Annotated in this window: 13 protein-coding genes and 1 pseudogene; 2 read left to right on the top strand and 12 right to left on the bottom strand. The window is 77.0% G+C overall.

Annotated features, from left to right (window positions below):
- Positions 1 to 20 precede the first annotated feature (20 nt).
- From ACI79S_RS03485 to ACI79S_RS03475, 3 genes are all read right to left on the bottom strand, one after another.
- Positions 21 to 818: a class I SAM-dependent methyltransferase gene (locus ACI79S_RS03485; RefSeq protein ID WP_456592053.1), complete on the bottom strand. Its 798-nt coding sequence runs from the start codon at positions 816 to 818 to the stop codon at positions 21 to 23.
- Positions 818 to 3706 (bottom strand): type I DNA topoisomerase, encoded by a 2889-nt coding sequence (topA, locus tag ACI79S_RS03480; protein ID WP_456592052.1) that lies wholly within the window; start codon positions 3704 to 3706, stop codon positions 818 to 820. Before topA ends, ACI79S_RS03485 begins: the two co-directional genes overlap by 1 nt.
- A 271-nt stretch (positions 3707 to 3977) precedes the next feature.
- Complete coding sequence (locus ACI79S_RS03475; protein ID WP_456592051.1) at positions 3978 to 6242, bottom strand: sodium-translocating pyrophosphatase; 2265 nt, start codon at positions 6240 to 6242, stop codon at positions 3978 to 3980.
- 188 nt (positions 6243 to 6430) lie between these two features.
- On the opposite strand from ACI79S_RS03475, the gene ACI79S_RS03470 reads away from it, so the two are divergent.
- Positions 6431 to 8938, top strand: a complete 2508-nt coding sequence (locus tag ACI79S_RS03470; protein ID WP_456592050.1) for a DEAD/DEAH box helicase — start codon at positions 6431 to 6433, stop codon at positions 8936 to 8938.
- A gap of 36 nt (positions 8939 to 8974) precedes the next feature.
- On the opposite strand, the pseudogene ACI79S_RS03465 reads toward ACI79S_RS03470, so the two are convergent.
- The 7 genes and pseudogenes from ACI79S_RS03465 to ssd form a co-directional block, all read right to left on the bottom strand.
- Positions 8975 to 9301 (bottom strand): annotated as a pseudogene (locus ACI79S_RS03465) (Rv3654c family TadE-like protein); the annotation flags it as partial.
- Positions 9298 to 9672 carry a TadE family type IV pilus minor pilin gene (locus ACI79S_RS03460; protein ID WP_456592049.1) on the bottom strand — a complete coding sequence of 125 codons (375 nt, stop codon included), beginning with the start codon at positions 9670 to 9672 and terminating at the stop codon, positions 9298 to 9300. The pseudogene ACI79S_RS03465 and the gene ACI79S_RS03460, both read right to left, overlap by 4 nt.
- A 3-nt stretch (positions 9673 to 9675) precedes the next feature.
- Positions 9676 to 9978 (bottom strand): DUF4244 domain-containing protein, encoded by a 303-nt coding sequence (locus ACI79S_RS03455; protein ID WP_456592048.1) that lies wholly within the window; start codon positions 9976 to 9978, stop codon positions 9676 to 9678.
- A gap of 113 nt (positions 9979 to 10091) precedes the next feature.
- Positions 10092 to 10820 (bottom strand): type II secretion system F family protein, encoded by a 729-nt coding sequence (locus ACI79S_RS03450; protein WP_456592047.1) that lies wholly within the window; start codon positions 10818 to 10820, stop codon positions 10092 to 10094.
- Positions 10817 to 11608 (bottom strand): type II secretion system F family protein, encoded by a 792-nt coding sequence (locus tag ACI79S_RS03445; RefSeq protein WP_456592046.1) that lies wholly within the window; start codon positions 11606 to 11608, stop codon positions 10817 to 10819. Before ACI79S_RS03445 ends, ACI79S_RS03450 begins: the two co-directional genes overlap by 4 nt.
- A complete protein-coding gene (locus tag ACI79S_RS03440; RefSeq protein ID WP_456592045.1) occupies positions 11605 to 12744 on the bottom strand; it encodes a TadA family conjugal transfer-associated ATPase in 1140 nt (379 codons plus the stop codon). Before ACI79S_RS03440 ends, ACI79S_RS03445 begins: the two co-directional genes overlap by 4 nt.
- On the bottom strand, positions 12741 to 13781 hold the full coding sequence (ssd, locus tag ACI79S_RS03435) for a septum site-determining protein Ssd (RefSeq protein ID WP_456592044.1): 1041 nt from the start codon (positions 13779 to 13781) through the stop codon (positions 12741 to 12743). The genes ACI79S_RS03440 and ssd overlap by 4 nt, the downstream gene beginning before the upstream one ends.
- A gap of 158 nt (positions 13782 to 13939) precedes the next feature.
- Between ssd and ACI79S_RS03430 the strand changes: the two genes are divergently transcribed.
- Positions 13940 to 14788 (top strand): HAD family hydrolase, encoded by an 849-nt coding sequence (locus tag ACI79S_RS03430; protein ID WP_456592043.1) that lies wholly within the window; start codon positions 13940 to 13942, stop codon positions 14786 to 14788.
- A gap of 3 nt (positions 14789 to 14791) precedes the next feature.
- On the opposite strand, the gene ACI79S_RS03425 is transcribed toward ACI79S_RS03430, so the two are convergent.
- A complete protein-coding gene (locus ACI79S_RS03425; RefSeq protein WP_456592042.1) occupies positions 14792 to 15760 on the bottom strand; it encodes an aldo/keto reductase in 969 nt (322 codons plus the stop codon).
- A gap of 10 nt (positions 15761 to 15770) precedes the next feature.
- Complete coding sequence (locus ACI79S_RS03420; RefSeq protein ID WP_456592041.1) at positions 15771 to 16559, bottom strand: oxidoreductase; 789 nt, start codon at positions 16557 to 16559, stop codon at positions 15771 to 15773.
- Positions 16560 to 16575: the final 16 nt, after the last annotated feature.

The following is a 16575-nucleotide window of genomic DNA, read 5'->3' as shown; positions in this document are numbered from 1 at the left end:
CCTGCGGGCGGCGGCCGAGCTCAGCGCGGGGTGAGCCGGTAGGCGTGCGTCCGGTAGGGCAGCTCGAGCTCGGCCCGGCCCCGGGTACCGGGGTGCTCGGCCAGCAGCCGGTGGATCGCGGCGAGGAACTCCGTGCGCCGGTCGTCGTCCATGACCGCCACGTAGCTGCGGGTGGCGATCCCGGCGACGACGTCCTCGGGACCCACGCGCTGCACGATCCCCGACTCGACGACCTCGACGTCGGCCCCGAGCTCCTCGGCGAAGCGGTCGACGACGCGCTGGTCGGCCTCGTGCCCGCGCGCCTCGTCGGCGATCAGCTCCTCCAGGGCGGCGATCCACGGAACCCGGTCGTCGCGGGTGTTCCAGACCAGGCCGAGGACCCCGCCGGGGCGGAGCACCCGGCGGATCTCGCGGGCGGCCGGCGCCGGGTCGAACCAGTGCGCGGCCTGCCCGGCCACGACGGCGTCGACCGAGGCGGCCTCCGCCGGGAGCTGCTCGGCGGTGCCCACGGCCGTGGTGACCGCCGGCAACCGTGCGCCGAGCTCGGCCAGCATCTCCGGGGACGGGTCGACCGCCCGCACGCGATGCCCCAGACCCACGACCACGCCGGTCAGCAGCCCCGTGCCCGCGCCCAGGTCCAGGACGTCCAGCGGTCGGCCGCGGTCGAGCAGGAAGCCGACCGCGTCGACCGGGTAGGTCGGGCGCAGCGCCGCGTAGCCGGCCGCGACCGCCCCGAACGAGCGCGCCCGTGCCCGCAGCTCGACGTCCTCCGGCCCCGCCCCGAGCTCGCGCGGGGTGAGGCGGGCGGGGTCCTCCATCAGCCGGCCGAGACCGGGTCCGATGCCGTGGCGGTCGTCTTCTTCGCCGCCGCCTTGGTGGTGGTCGTCTTCTTCGCGGCGGCCTTCTTCGCGGTGGTCTTCTTCGCCGCCGTCTTCTTGGCCGTCGTCTTCGTGGCGGCCTTCTTCTTCGTCACCGGCCCGCGCGCCCGCCGCTCGGCCAGCAGCTCCGCCGCCCGGTCGATGGTGATCGACTCGACGTCGTCGCCCTTGCGCAGGCTGGCGTTGGTCTCGCCGTCGGTCACGTAGGGGCCGAACCGGCCCTCGCGCACGGTGATCTGGCCCTGGGTGACCGGGTCGGGGCCGAGCTCCTTGAGCGGGGCCTTGGCCGCGGCCCGGCCGCGCTGCTTGGGCTGGGCGAAGATCGCCAGCGCCTCGTCCAGGGTGACGGTGAACAGCTTGTCCTCGCTGTCGAGCGACCGGGAGTCGGTGCCCTTCTTGAGGTAGGGGCCGTACCGGCCGTTGAGCGCCTGGATCTCCTCGCCGTCGGGCGCGGTGCCCACGGTGCGCGGCAGGGTGAGCAGCTTGAGGGCGTCGTCGATCGTCACCGTCTCCGGCGACATCGAGGAGAACAGGCTCGCCGTGCGCGGCGACTCCTTGCTGCCCTCGGGGACGACGGTGGTGACGTACGGGCCGTAGCGGCCGGCCTTCACCACCACGGGGTGCCCGGTCTCCGGGTCGGTCCCCAGCTCCCGGTCCCCGGACGGCGCCTCCAGCAGCTCGCGGACCTTCTCCTCGGTCAGCTCGTCGGGCGCGAGGTCCTCGGGGATGCTGACGCGCGCGCCGTCGTCCCCACCGGCCTGCAGGTACGGGCCGTAGCGACCGACCCGGACGACGACCGGGCGGCCTTCGGGGTCGGTGGCCCGCAGCGGGATCGAGTTGATGCCGCGGGCGTCGATCTCCTCCAGCCGCTGGCCGATCACGTGCTTGAGCCCACCGGACTGCGCGATCGCGCCGGCGTGCCGGCCCTCACCGCCGAAGTAGAACTCGGTCAGCCAGGTGACGCGCTGGAGGTTGCCGCCGGCGATCTCGTCGAGCTCCTCCTCCAGCGAGGCGGTGAACTGGTAGTCGACCAGCTGGGCGAAGTACTGCTCCAGCAGGTTGACCACGGCGAAGGCCACGAAGGACGGGACGAGGGCGTTGCCCTTCTTCCAGACGTAGCCGCGGTCCTGGATGGTCTGCATGATCGACGCGAAGGTCGAGGGCCGGCCGATCCCGAGCTCCTCGAGCCGCGCCACCAGGCTGGGCTCGGTGTACCGGGACGGCGGCTGGGTGGTGTGCCCCTTGGCGTCCAGCGACCGGGTGTCCAGCTGCTGGCCGCGCTCGAGGCGGGGCAGCCGGCGCTCGGCGTCGTCGCTGCCGTGGTCGTCGTCGCCGTCCTTCGCCGCGCCCTCGTCACGGGACTCGACGTAGGCGCGCAGGAAGCCGGGAAAGGTGATGGTGCGCCCCGACGCGGTGAACTCGACCGCCTCGTCGGTGGTGCTGCGCCCGGCCAGCCGGACGCTGACGGTCTGCCCGACGGCATCGGCCATCTGGGAGGCGACGGTGCGCTGCCAGATCAGCTCGTAGAGCCGGAACTCGTCGCGGGCCAGGCCGGAGGCCAGCTGCCCGGGGGTCCGGAAGCTGTCACCGGCGGGGCGGATGGCCTCGTGCGCCTCCTGGGCACCCTTGGCCTTCTTCGCGTAGCGCCGCGCCTCGGCCGGCACGTAGGCGTCGCCGTAGAGCTCGCGGGCCTGCTGGCGGGCGGCGTTGATCGCCTCCTGCGACAGGTTCGTCGAGTCGGTCCGCATGTAGGTGATGTGGCCGTTCTCGTACAGCCGCTGGGCCACCCGCATGGTCTGCGCCGAGGACCAGCCGAGCTTGCGGCCGGCCTCCATCTGCAGCGTGGAGGTGGTGAACGGGGCGTACGGACGACGGCGGTAGGGCTTCTCGTCGACCCGGCTGACGCTGACCTGGCGGCCCTCGAGCCGCGCGGCCAGCCCGCGGGCACCGGCCTCGTCGAGGTGCACGACGTCCCCGCTGACGCGACCGGTGGCGGGGTCGAAGTCCTTCCCGGTGGCTACCCGGCTGTCGTCGACGCTGACCAGCTTGGCGCGCACCGTGGTGGGCTCGCCCTCGTCAGCACCGGCCGCGCGGCCGGGGACGGCGAAGGTCCCCTCCAGCGACCAGTAGTCGGCGGCGTGGAAGGCCATCCGCTCCCGCTCGCGCTCCACGACGATGCGCGTGGCGACGGACTGGACGCGACCGGCCGAGAGCTTCGGCAGCACCTTCTTCCACAGCACCGGGCTGACCTCGTAGCCGTACAGGCGGTCGAGGATGCGGCGGGTCTCCTGGGCGTCGACCAGGTCGGTGTCGAGCTCGCGCGGGTTGGCCACGGCGCGGGCGATCGCCTCGGGGGTGATCTCGTGGAAGACCATCCGGCGGACCGGGACGCGCGGCTTGAGGGTGTCGATCAGGTGCCAGGCGATGGCCTCACCCTCGCGGTCCTCATCTGTCGCGAGGAAGATCTCGCTGGCGTTCTTGACCAGCTGCTTGAGCCGGGTGACCTGCTGCTTGCGGTCGGGGCTGACCACGTAGAGCGGCTCGAAGGAGTTGTCGACGTCGACGCCGAGCCGCGCCCAGGCCGCACCCTTGTGCTCGGCCGGGACGTCGGCGGCGTTGCGCGGCAGGTCGCGGATGTGCCCGACGCTCGCCTCGACGACGTAGCCGCTGCCCAGGTAGCCGGCGATCTTGTTGGCCTTGGTCGGCGACTCGACGATGACCAGCGGCCGGCCGCCGGACGCGGCCGAGCCCCGGCGGGTGGGCGTCGTCGCGGCGCCGTCCGTCGTGGGCTCGTTCTCGGTTCCGGTCTGCGTGGTCTTCGTGGGCACGGGACTCCTGTCGGTGGTGCTGAGGTGGTGCGGGCGCGGCATGCGTGTCCGGGCCGGGCCGGCCCTGGCGCGCCGGCCCCGGGAGTGTCCGGGACCGGGCGGGCGCCACCGCGGAACGCCCCTCGGCGGGCCACGGTAAGCCAACCCGGCGCGGGGGCGCCGGGCGCGACCGTCCGTGGGCGTGCCGCCACCCCCACCAACGTGGATGGTGCGGCCGTGTTCCCGCAGGTGGAAGGCGGCCTACCGAGAAGGGGGCAGTCGCCCGGCGTGCTCAGGGGGCGCTGGTGGTGAGTTCGGACCCGCTGGAGGTCGTCGTCGCCTCGCCGACGACCACCGAGCGCCGCTTGGACACCACGACCGCGGCCACGACGACGACCACGGCGGCCAGCGCGATCGCCAGCCGGACCGGGGTGTTGGCGCCCTCCCCCACCGACAGGGCGACCACCGCGGGCGCGATCAGCAGCGCCACCAGGTTCATCACCTTGAGCAGCGGGTTGATCGCCGGGCCGGCGGTGTCCTTGAAGGGGTCGCCCACCGTGTCGCCGATGACGGTGGCCGCGTGGGCCTCGCTGCCCTTCCCGCCGTAGCTGCCGTCCTCCACCATCTTCTTGGCGTTGTCCCAGGCGCCGCCGGAGTTGGAGAGGAACACCGCCATCAGCGTGCCGGCCGCGATGGCGCCGACCAGGTAAGCGGCGAGCGGGCCGATACCGAGCCCGAAGCCCACCGCCACCGGGGCGAGCACGGCCAGCAGGCCGGGTGTGGCCAGCTCGCGCAGCGAGTCCTTGGTGCAGATGTCGACGACCCGGCTGTAGTCCGGCCGCTCCTCGAACGTCATGATCCCGGGGTGCGTGCGGAACTGCTCGCGCACCTCGAAGACCACCCGTCCGGCAGCACGGGACACGGCGCTGATGGCCAGCCCGGAGAAGAAGAAGACGACCGCGGCGCCGAGGACCGCGCCGACGACGTTGTTCGGGTTGACCAGGCTGAAGGCGTCCCCGAGCGTGGCGCCGGCGTCGTCGAGCGCGACGGCGACCTGGGCGTTGTACGAGCCGAAGAGCGCCGTGGCCGCCAGCACGGCGGTGGCGATGGCGATGCCCTTGGTGATCGCCTTGGTGGTGTTGCCGACGGCGTCGAGGTCGGTGAGCACCCGGGCGCCGTCGTCGTCGATGTCCCCCGACATCTCGGCGATGCCCTGGGCGTTGTCGCTCACCGGGCCGAAGGTGTCCATGGAGACGATGACGCCGGCCGTGGTGAGCAGCCCGCACCCGGCGAGCGCCACGGCGTAGAGCGCGGCCCCGCCACCGATGAGGAAGGCGCCGTAGACCGCCCCACCGATGAGCAGCGCCGCGTAGACCGCCGACTCCAGCCCCAGCGAGATGCCCGACAGGATGACCGTGGCCGGCCCGGTCAGGGAGCTGCGGCCGACGTCCTTCACCGGCTTGCGGCTGGTCTCGGTGAAGTAGCCGGTGAGCTGCTGGATGGCCGCGGCCAGGACGACGCCGATGATCACGGCCACGAGGCCCAGCACCTGCGGGCTGACCGTCAGGCCCGCACCCCCACCGGTGCCGGGCAGCACGGTGAACGCGGCGACCGCCACCAGCACCAGCGACACGACGGCGGAGACGAAGAAGCCGCGGTTGATCGGGGCGAGGCCGTTGCGGTCGTTCGTGCCCGGGTTGGTGGCCAGCACGCCCACCACCGAGGCGATGACGCCGATCGCCGCCACCACGAGCGGGAAGACCATGCCCACCGAGCCGAAGAAGACCTGGCCCAGGATGAGCGCGGCGACCAGGGTGACGGCGTAGGACTCGAAGAGGTCGGCGGCCATGCCGGCGCAGTCGCCGACGTTGTCGCCCACGTTGTCGGCGATGGTCGCGGCGTTGCGCGGGTCGTCCTCCGGGATGCCGGCCTCGACCTTGCCGACCAGGTCGGCGCCGACGTCGGCGGCCTTGGTGAAGATGCCGCCGCCCACGCGCATGAACATCGCCAGCAGGGCACCACCGAACCCGAAGCCCTCGAGGACCACCGGGGCGGTCTCGTCGAAGAGCAGCAGGACCAGGGCCGCACCGAACAGCCCCAGGCCGATGGTGATCATCCCGCAGACGCCACCGGTGCGGTAGGCGATGCGGAAGGCGGGCCGGTAGCCGCCTTCGCGCGCCGCCGCGGCCACCCGGACGTTGCCGCGGGTGGCCAGCGTCATGCCGATGAAGCCCACCAGCGCGGAGAACAGGGCGCCGACGAGGAAGAACACCGCCCGGCCCAGCCGCGTGCCCAGCCCGCCGTCGGCCACCGGGAGCACCAGCAGCAGGGCGAAGACGACCACCGCGAAGACGCCGAGCGTGCGGAACTGCCGCCGCAGGTAGGCCGCCGCGCCCTCCTGGACGGCCCGGGCGATCTCCTTCATCCTCTCCGTGCCCTGATCGGCGGCGAGGACGGCGCGGACCAGGTAGGCGGCGAAGGCCAGGGCGGCGAGGGAGATCGCGAGGATGACGGCGACCAGCGCCGTCTCCCCGCCGGACAGCGATCCGTCGGGCATGGGTCCTCCAGGCGTCGGCGGCCGCCCGGGAGGCGCCGTGCTCCCCGGTGCGGCGGAGGTCGGCGTCCCGGGGTCGGGCCCCGGGACGGCGCGAAGTGTAAGGGAGATCACACTCCTTGTGGCCGGTCCGCGCGCTCCTTCTCCCGACGACCCGGCGGCCGCTTGCGCCCGGGTGTGACAGTGGGGAGGTGACCGAGCACAACCCGGTCCGGTCGGCTCCCCCTCCCGGCACGGACGACCGGTCCGGGGGCGCTGCGGTCCCGCCCGGCGGCGGCGAGCTGCTGGCCGCGCTGCTGGCGCACACGGCCGAGGACGAGCAGCCGGTGACCCACGTGCACCACCTGCCGGTGCGCGAGAGCCGCACGGCCGCGTGGCCGGAGTGGGTGGAGCCGGGCCTGCGCGACCGGCTGGTGGCGCGCGGCGTGCACGCGCCGTGGCAGCACCAGGTCGCGGCGGCGGAGGCGGCGCGGGAGGGCCGGCACGTCGTCGTCGCCACCGGCACCGCGTCGGGGAAGTCGCTGGCCTACCAGCTGCCGGCCCTGACCGCGCTCGCCGAGGACCCGCGCGCCTGCGTCCTGTACCTCGCGCCCACCAAGGCGCTGGCCCGCGACCAGCTGGCCTCGGTGGCCCAGCTCGCGGACCCCTCGGTGCGGCCGGCCCCCTACGACGGCGACACCCCGGCGGAGGAGCGGGACTGGGTCCGGCGGCACTCCCGCTGGATCGTCACCAACCCCGACATGCTGCACCGCGGGATCCTGCCCGCGCACCAGCGCTGGTCGAGCACGCTGCGCCGGGTGGCCTACGTGGTGATCGACGAGTGCCACGCCTACCGCGGGGTGTTCGGCTCGCACGTCGGGCACGTGCTGCGCCGGCTCCGCCGCATCTGCCGCCGGTACGGCGCGGACCCGGTCTTCGTGCTGGCATCGGCCACGGTGGCCGACCCCGCCGCCGCGGCGACCCGGCTGGTCGGCGCGGACGTCGTCGCCGTCACCGACGACGGCTCCCCGCGCCCGGGCGCCACCTTCGCGCTCTGGGAACCGCCGCTCACCGAGCGGACCGGCGAGCACGGGGCCCCGCTGCGCCGCTCGGCGGCGGCCGATGCCGCCGGTCTGCTCGCCGACCTCGTCGAGCGGGGCGCGCGGACGCTGGCGTTCGTGCGCTCGCGCCGCAGCGCGGAGTCGGTGGCCGAGCAGGCCCGCCGGATCCTCGCCGACCGCGGCCGCGGCGACCTGGTGGGCCGGGTGGACTCCTACCGCGGCGGCTACCTGCCCGAGGAGCGCCGGGAGCTGGAGCGGGCGCTCTCCGCCGGGGACCTGCTGGGCGTGGCGACCACCAACGCGCTCGAGCTCGGCATCGACATCGCCGGCCTGGACGCGGTGGTGCTGGCCGGCTACCCCGGGACGCTGGCCTCGCTCTGGCAGCAGGCCGGGCGCGCCGGCCGGGCGCAGCGGGAGTCGCTGGTGGTGTTCGTCGCCCGCGACGACCCGCTGGACCACTACCTCGCCCACCACCCGCGGGCGGTGTTCGGGCGGCCGGTCGAGGCCACCGTCACCGACCCGGCCAACCCCTACGTGCTGGGCCCGCAGCTGTGCTGCGCCGCGGCCGAGCTCCCGCTGGTGCCCGCGGACCTGGCCGACTTCGGCGGCCCGGTGGCGGAGGCGCAGCTCGCGGAACTGGTGGCCGCCGGGCAGCTGCGCCGGCGTCCGGCCGGGTGGTACTGGGCCGGGCGCGGCCGCCCCGACGTCGACATCCGCGGCAGCGGGGACGAGCCGGTGGCGATCATCGAAGCCGGCACCGGCCGGCTGCTCGGCACCGTCGACGGCGGCGCCGCGCACTCCACCGTGCACGAGGGCGCGCTCTACGTGCACCGCGGTGACACCTTCGTCGTCGACGAGTTCGACCTCGAGGACGCGTGCGCGGTCGTGCACCCGGAGAGCCCCGACTGGACCACGGTGGCCCGCGACGTCACCGACCTGGCGATCGTCTCGACCGAGCAGACCCGGCCGCTGGGCACGGTCACCGCGCACACCGGCGTCGTGGACGTGACCAACCAGGTGGTGGCGTACCAGCGGCGGCGGCTGGGCACCGGCGAGGTGCTCGCCGAGTTCCCGCTCGACCTCCCCGCCCGCCAGCTGCGGACCAAGGCGGTGTGGCTGACCCTCGACCACAGCGCCGTGCAGCGGGCGGAGGTCGACGACGCGGCGCTGCCCGGCTCGCTGCACGCCGCCGAGCACGCGGCGATCGGCATCCTGCCGCTGCTGGCGACCTGCGACCGCTGGGACCTCGGCGGCCTCTCCACCGCGGTGCACCCCGACACCGGGACGGCGGCGATCTTCGTCTACGACGGCCACCCCGGCGGGGCGGGCTTCGCCGAGCGCGGCTACGCGGCGCTGCGGCGCTGGCTGCAGGCGACGCGGGCCACGGTGGCCAGCTGCGAGTGCGAGAGCGGCTGCCCGTCGTGCGTGCAGTCGCCCAAGTGCGGCAACGGCAACGACCCCCTCGACAAGGCCGGCGCGGTCCGGGTGCTCGACGTCGTCCTGGACGAGCTCGCCACCGCCGACGAGCGGGGGCCGGACGACGACGGCGACGAGGGGGACGGCGCCCTCGTGGAGGCCCGCGGTCCCGCGGCCCCGGCTCCCGCCACCGCTGCCGCCGGGAGGTCGCCCGCGCCGGCCGAGGAGGACCTCGTCTTCTGACCGGGCCGGCGCGGCCTGCGCGACCGGGCCGGCGCGGGCCCGGCCGTCCGCGCCGTGCACGCCGAGCCGGCCCAGCCGCAGCGGCACGCGCACGGTGACCTCGGCGACCGCGCCCCCGGTGACCCGGCACCCGGTCAGCTCGGCCCCGTTGGCGGTGGCGACCTCGGCCGCCGCGGCGCAGGCCGCCGGATCCCCCAGCACCGCGCGCCCGGCGGCGGCCAGGGCGGCGAGATCCGCCGCCGTCGCCGCCCGGTGGCGAGCCACCGTAGCGAGACCCACCAGCACCGCCCCGGCCGCGACCGTCACGAGGACGGCGGAGAGCACCAGCACCCACACCGTGGCCGAGCCGCGCTCCCTGCTCATCCGAGGTGCCCCGTTCCGGGCTCGCGCTGCGCCACCGCCTCAGCGGTGACGGTGATGCGCCAGGGCAGCGGCCCCAGGGGCCGGATCGCCGCCGTCACCGTCACGCGGACCTCGTTCCCGATGCCGGTGACCGCGGTGCGGGCGCCCGCCGGCGCCGCCTGGCCGGCCCACTCCGCGACGACCGCGGCCTCCTCGCCGCGCGACGCGGCCCGGGCCCCCTCCCGGGCCGCGTCGACGCACCGGAGATGGGCGCCGACGACCGTCACCGCGGCGACGGCCCCGGCGAGCACGAGCAGCAGGACCGGCAGGACCACGGCCGTCTCGGCGGTGACCATCCCGGCCTCCCCGCGCCGGGCCGCTGGGTGTGCCACCGCTCAGGAGAGCGTGGCCAGCGCGGCGTCGACCAGCTCGGTGAGCCCGGTGACGATGGAGTCACCCGAGACCACCCGGTAGAGCACGGCGGCGAAGGCGCAGGCGGCCACCGTCCCGACGGCGTACTCGGCGGTGCTCATCCCGGCCTCCCCCGCGGCCCGCAGGCGGGCCCAGCGGCCGGCCCGCCGCCCGGGGAGCAGCCCCGGATCGCCGTCCGGCCGGGTCGGAGCGGCGGCGTCGGCGGCGGCATCGGCGGCGGCATCGGCGACGGTGTCGGCGTGGGCAGCGGGCAGGTCGGCGGTCATGGCGGTCCTCTCGGTCGGGCCCCGGCGGGGCGGTGCACCGAGCCTGGCGCCCCGGGCCGGGCGACCCCAGGGCCGCGGCCCGGTTGTGGAGGGAGCCGGGGGCTGTGGACGCATCAGCCGAAGACGTCGCCGGCGATGCCGAGCACGAGCGGCACCACGCCGAGGCAGACGAACGCCGGCAGGAAGCACAGCCCGAGCGGGGCCAGCACCCACACGCCCGCCCGCTGGACCGCCGCCCGGGCCTGCGCGCGGACCGCCGACCGGGTCTCCTCGGCCAGGGCGGCCAGCGCCGGCACCGCGGCGGCGCCGGACTCACCCGCCCGTACCAGCACGCGCGCCAGACCGGCCAGCTCGGCCGGCTGGTCGGCCCAGGCCCGGCGGGGCTCGGCACCCATCCGGTGCAGCCCGGCCACGCCGCGCAGGCGCCGGCCGAGCGGGTCGGGCACCGCACCGGCCACCGCGGCGAGCGCCCCGGTGACCGGCAGGCCCGCGGTCAGGCAGGCGGCGAGCAGCTCGCAGGCCCCCGGCAGCTCCCGCAGGAGGGCCGCGCGCTCGGCGGCGTCCTGGTCGGGGGACGCGCCGCGCAGCAGCCGCTCCCCCGCAGCGGTGACCACGACGGCGGCGCACGCCCCGGGCGCACCGCCCAGCAGCAGACCCGCCGCGACGCCGGCGGCGCCCGCGAGCAGCCAGCGGCGCCGAGCGGCCGCGGGCGCGGCGCGGGCGACGGCCGGCGGAGGGCCGGGCCCGGTCACCCGGCGGACCCGCTCGCCGACCACGGCCGCGCCCGGCACCCACACGGCCACCGCCACGGCGAGCAGCAGCACCGGCAGCGCGCCGGTCATCGCGCGATCCGCCGCAGCAGGCGGCCGGTCCACGCGATGCCGGCCACCTCCAGGAGCACCCCGGCCACCAGCAACCCCTGCCCGGTGCCGGTGCGGGTGAGGACGTGCCACGGGTCGGCGCCGATCCCGGCGCCCATCGCGAGCCCGAGCACCGGCAGCCCGGCCAGCAGCCGGGCGCTGGCCCGGGGCCCGGCGGTGGCCACGAGCAGCTCGCGGTGCCGGCGCAGCCGGGCCCGGAGATCGCCCTCGACCGCCGCGACCACGGCGGCCAGGGAGCAGCCGGTGCGGGCGCTCAGCGCGACGGCGGCCGAGAGCCGGGCGAGCGCGGCGGCGACCCCGTCGGCGTCGGGTGCCCCCGCAGCCCCCGCGGGCACCGGCGCGCGGACGGCCCGCACCAGCGCTGCGGCGCACTCCGGGTCGGGGCAGTCGGCGACGGCGGCGCGTACCGCCTCGTCCAGCGTGCGGCCCGCCCGCAGCTCCGCCGCCAACGCGGCCAGCGCGTCGGCGAGCACCCCCTGGCGCGCGGCGTCGGCGACGGCCCTCCGGCGGGCCAGCCGGCCGCGGGCCGCGAACGCCGCGCAGCCGGCGGCGAGCACCGCGACCAGCGGCGTGCCGAGCAGCGCTCCCGCGCCTCCGGCGACCACCGCGGCGGTGAGCGGCAGCGGAGGCCGCCGAGGCGGGCCCCCGGCAGCGGCCGGCGCCACCCGGAGCAGCCGGCGGCGGACCACCGCGCGGCCGTCCGGCCAGAGCAGCGCCGCGCCCGCGGCGGCCAGCAGCGCCGCGGTCACGGGCCCGCCAGCAGCCGCCGCAGCGCCGCGCCGGCCGGGCACGGCCCGCCGTCGGCCCGCCAGCCCGGCTCCACCACCACGAGCTCGCCGTCCCGGCGCAGCAGGCCGATCTCCTCGACCCGGCGTCCCCCGGGCGCCCGCCGCAGGTGCACCACCACGTCGAGCGCGGCCGCGGCCTGGCTGTGCACCGCGGCGCGCCCCAGCCCGGCGGCCACCCCCAGCGCCTCCAGCCGGGCGGGCACCTCGGCCGACCGGTTGGCGTGCAGGGTGCCGCACCCGCCGTCGTGACCGGTGTTCAGCGCGGCCAGCAGGTCGACCACCTCGGGCCCCCGCACCTCCCCGACGACCAGCCGGTCGGGGCGCATGCGCAGCGCCTGCCGGACGAGATCGCGCAGGCCGACCGCGCCCGCGCCCTCGACGTTCGGCGGCCGGGTGAGCAGGCGGACCACGTGCGGGTGGGGTGGGGTCAGCTCGGCGGCGTCCTCGCACAGCACCAGACGCTCGGCCGGATCCACCTCGCCCAGCAGCGCGGAGAGCAGGGTCGTCTTCCCCGAGCCGGTGCCCCCGGTGACCAGGAACGCCAGCCGCCGCGCCACGACCGCCCGCACCAGCGCCCCGCTCTCGCCGGGCAGCGCCCCCAGCGCCTCGAGGTCGGCCAGCGCCTGCGAGCACCGGCGCAGCACCCGCAGCGACAGGCACGTGCCCCCGCCGGAGACCGGCGGGAGGACCGCGTGCAAGCGGGTGCCGCCGGGAAGGCCGACGTCCACCCAGGGCGCCGCGTCGTCGAGTCGGCGCCCGGCCGACGCGGCCAGCCGCACGGCCAGCCGGCGCACCGCGTCGTCGTCGGGGAACCGGACACCGGCCGCCGGCTCCAGGCCGGCCCCGCGGTCCAGCCAGACCTCGCCGGGCCCGTTGACCAGGACGTCGGTGACCCCGGGCAGCCGCAGCAGCGGCTCCAGCGGGCCGGCACCGGCCAGTTCGTCCACGGCGTCGCGCGCGGCGAGCAGGACGTCGCGGTCACCCAGGAGCCCCCCGGCCTCGTCACGCACCAGGGCGGCCACGCCTGCCCGGGAGGGGACCCCGTCGGCGACGGCGAGCCGGGCCCGCACCCGGTCCAGCAGCGACGGCTCGCTCACCGGCCGGCCGCCTCGGGCAGCGCTGCGAGCACCCGCCGGGCGACGGCGGCCAGCGCGGACCGGGGCTGCGCACCGGGGAGCTGCCCGCGCTCGGCCCGGGCGACCGCACCCCGGTCGTGCGGCAGCTCGGCGAGCACCGGCCGACCCACCACCTCGGCCACGTCACCGGGCGCCAGCCCGCCGGGCCCGGTGCGCACCACCAGCTGCGCCGAGGACCACGGCGAGCCGTCGGCCGCGACGAGCTCCCGGGCGGCCGTGGCGGCGCGCAGCCGGGCCGGCACCACGAGCAGCGCGAGGTCGGCGTCGGCCAGCACCTCCTGCGGCCCGCGCCCGATGCCGTCCGGCCCGGGGCGCGGCAGGTCCACGACGACCGGGCGCCCGGTGCCGCGGCCGGCGTCCACCACCGCGGCCAGCGCCGCACCGGGGACCGGCGTCGCTCCGCCCCGGTCGGCCGAGACCAGGTGGACGCCGGCGACCTCGGGCAGCGCGGCCAGCAGCGCCTGGCCGGCCACGCCGCCGCGCAGGCCGGTCAGCTCGGGCCAGCGCAGCCCCTCGGCGCGCTCCGCGCCGAGCAGCAGGTCCAGCCCGCCGCCCCAGGCGTCGGCGTCGACCAGCACCGCACCCCCGGGCGCGGCCAGCGCGATCGCGGCGGCCACGGTGCTGGTGCCCGCCCCACCGCAGGCACCGCCCACCGCGACCAGCCCACCCCGTTCGGCCGGCGCCCGGACGGCGGTGGCGCAACGGGTGAGCAGCCAGGCCTCGTCCGCGGGGAGCACCGCCACCCGCTCGGCTCCGACCTCGACCGCCGCGGCCCACCCGGCGGCGGGCAGCTCCCCGCGGGAGACCACCACCACGCCCGGCCGGCGGGGCAGCCTGCCCGGCGCCCCGCCGCTCAGCTGCTCGGCGCCGACCAGCACCAGCGGCGCCTCGCGGTGGGCCCGGCGCAGCGCCGGGCCGCCGGTGGCCACCTCCGCCTCGGCGCCGGCGGCGGCGACCAGGCGGAGCAGCTCGTCGAGCAGCTCGTCGTCGGTGCTCACGACGAGCGGGCGGAGCGGTCGGGACGGCGTCGGGACGGGCACGGGGCGACCCCATCGGACGCCCGGGGGACGGCACCAGAACGGAAGGGGAACTGTGGATGACCCCATCGGGTGTGGACACCGTGCATCCCGGTGCCCTACCTGCCGATCCAGCTACCGTGACTGACGTGTCCCGCGCCGCGGCGTTCTTCGACCTCGACAAGACGGTCATCGCCAAGTCCAGCACGCTGGCCTTCGGCCGGCCGTTCTTCCACGGTGGGCTGATCAACCGGCGCGCCGTGCTGAAGACGGCGTACGCGCAGTTCGTCTTCTCCCTCGCCGGCGCCGACGCCCAGCAGATGGAGCGGCTGCGCACCCAGCTCACCGCGATGGTCACCGGCTGGGACGTCGCGACGGTGCACGAGATCGTCCGCGAGACCCTGCACGAGATCGTCGACCCGCTGGTCTACGCCGAGGCCGCCGATCTCATCGAGGAGCACCGCGCCGCCGGCCGGGAGATCATCATCGTCTCCAGCAGCGGGGCGGAGATGGTGGAGCCCATCGGCGAGATGCTCGGCGTCGACCGCGTCGTCGCCACCCGGATGGTCGTCGAGGACGGCCGGTACACCGGCGAGATCGAGTTCTACGCCTACGGCGAGCACAAGGCCGAGGCGATCCGCCGGCTGGCCGCCGAGGGCGGGTACGACCTGGCCGACTGCTACGCCTACAGCGACTCGATCACCGACCTGCCGATGCTCTCGGTCGTGGGCCACCCCACCGCCGTCAACCCCGACCGCGGGCTGCGCAAGGCCGCGCTGCAGCGCGGCTGGCCGGTGCTGCGCTTCGAGCGGCCGGTGAGCATGCGCTCCCGGTTCTCGGTGCCGCCGGCGCCGGTGGTCACCGGCGCCGCCATGGGCGTCGGCGCCGCCGTCGTCGGGCTCGCCTGGTACGCCCGGCACCGGGCGCTGCGCGCCGGGCTGCCGCCCGCCACCGCGCCGGCGCCGCGGCGGCGTCGCCGCGGCGCCTGACGCTCAGCGACCGAACCGCTCCCGGAGCCCGTCGACGAGGGTGCGCGCGCCCGACACCGGGGTGAACGCGCGCGCGGCCGCGGTCAGCGCCGCCACCTCGTCCTCGGCCAGCTCCAGGTCGTCGGCGGCGGCGTTGAACTCCAGCTGCTCCACGCTGGAGGCGCCGGGGATCACCACCACGCGCGGCTGCGCGACCAGCCACGCCAGCGCGACCTGGGCGGGGGTCGCGTCGTGCGCGTCGGACACCTGGCGCAGCACGTCGAGCAGCGGCTCGACCCGGCGCAGGTTCTCGGTGCCGAACAGGGGGTTGGCCGCGCGCACGCCCCCGGGCCGGTGGTCGGCCGAGTACTTCCCGCCGAGCAGGCCCTGGGCCAGCGGGCTGTAGGCGATGACCAGCCGGTCCTCGCGCTCGGCGAAGGGGACCAGGTCCTCGAGCGGGCCGGCGTGCGCCAGCGAGAACTGCACCTGGTTCGCGACCACGGGCGCACCGAACGCGGCGTCGGCGGCCCGCCAGCGGTCCAGCGAGTAGTTGGAAACGCCGGCGGCGCCGATCCGCCCCTCGTCGAGCAGCGCCCGCAGGCCCGGCATGGTCACCGTGTCGGGCACCACCGGGTTGGGCTGGTGCACCTGGTAGAGCGGGATGCGGTCCAGGCCCAGGCGGCGGGCGCTGCCCGTCCAGCGCTGCCGCACCACCCGGGGGAACGGCGCCACCGGGAAGATCTTGCTGGCGACGACGACCTGGTCCCGCTCCTCCCCCAGCGCCTCGCCGAGGATCCGCTCGCTCCGCCCGAAGCCGTAGATCTCGGCGGTGTCGAACAGGGTGATGCCGAGCTCGCGCGCCCGGCGCACGATGTCGCGGGCTGCCCGGTCGGCGTAGGTGTCGCCGTACCCCCACTCGCGGGAGCCGAACTGCCAGGTGCCCAGACCGATGCGGCTGACGGGGCCGAGCCCCGGGACGTCGAGAGTGCGCATGCCCCCAGTCTCAGCCGCGGAGCAGGCTCTCGCAGATGGCCAGTCCTTCCAGGGCCCCGTGCTCGGTGGCGCGGCAGCAGTGCACCAGCCACGCGGCCACGCCCTCGGGGGTGCCCGCCGCGTAGCCGGCCAGCGCCTCGCCGTAGGCCTCCCGGCCGAGCTCGACGAAGCCCACCTCGGGCACCGACACGGCCTTCGGGTCCAGCCCGCGGGCGATGCCGGTCAGCCGGGCCGCACCCCGGGCGACGACGCCGTCGGCCACGCCGAACGGTGCCAGCGCCGCCAGCTCGCCGTGCACCAGCGCCGCCACGAGGACGGCGGGCACGGTGGAGGTGCTGCTGGCCACGGAGAACAGGCCGGCCAGCCGGGGGCCGGCGTGCGCGGCCGGACGACCGAGCGCGGCCCGGTCGGCGAGGTCCGCGGCGGCCAGCACGTGCAGGCGGGCCAGCACCTGCCCCGGCGCCCGCGGCCAGGTCTCGACCATCGAGCCCAGCGCCGCCGAGACCCGCAGCGCGCCCTGCACCACCGGGTCGTCCACCCCGCCGGCCCGCAGCTCGGCGAGCGGCACGTCGACGCCGGCCAGCGCCGCGGAGGCCCGCGCCCCGCGCAGGGCCGACTCGGTGCTCACGCCCGCGGACTCCCGGCGCAGCACGCGGTGCCCCAGGAGCCGGTCCACGCCGGCACGGGCCGCGTCGGCGGCGTCGCGCACGCCCGGCAGGTCGAGGAGGGGCGCCAGGGGGTCCGGGTCACCCGGACGGGCTGCGGGGCGGGCCGCGCCGGGGCGGACGGGGATGCTCACGGCCACGACGGTACGA

This window comes from Blastococcus sp. SYSU DS1024, from assembly GCF_054050795.1.
The sequence above is the reverse complement of the archived record's forward strand: the minus strand, read 5'-3'. Positions and strand labels throughout refer to the sequence as shown.

What these genes read in the sequence shown, in the direction of transcription:
- ACI79S_RS03485 (WP_456592053.1), bottom strand. Translation starts at nt 818, where the DNA reads ATGGAGGACCCCGCCCGCCTCACCCCGCGCGAGCTCGGGGCGGGGCCG.
- ACI79S_RS03475 (WP_456592051.1), bottom strand. Translation starts at nt 6,242, where the DNA reads ATGCCCGACGGATCGCTGTCCGGCGGGGAGACGGCGCTGGTCGCCGTC.
- ACI79S_RS03455 (WP_456592048.1), bottom strand. Translation starts at nt 9,978, where the DNA reads ATGACCGCCGACCTGCCCGCTGCCCACGCCGACACCGTCGCCGATGCC.
- ACI79S_RS03450 (WP_456592047.1), bottom strand. Translation starts at nt 10,820, where the DNA reads ATGACCGGCGCGCTGCCGGTGCTGCTGCTCGCCGTGGCGGTGGCCGTG.
- ACI79S_RS03425 (WP_456592042.1), bottom strand. Translation starts at nt 15,760, where the DNA reads ATGCGCACTCTCGACGTCCCGGGGCTCGGCCCCGTCAGCCGCATCGGT.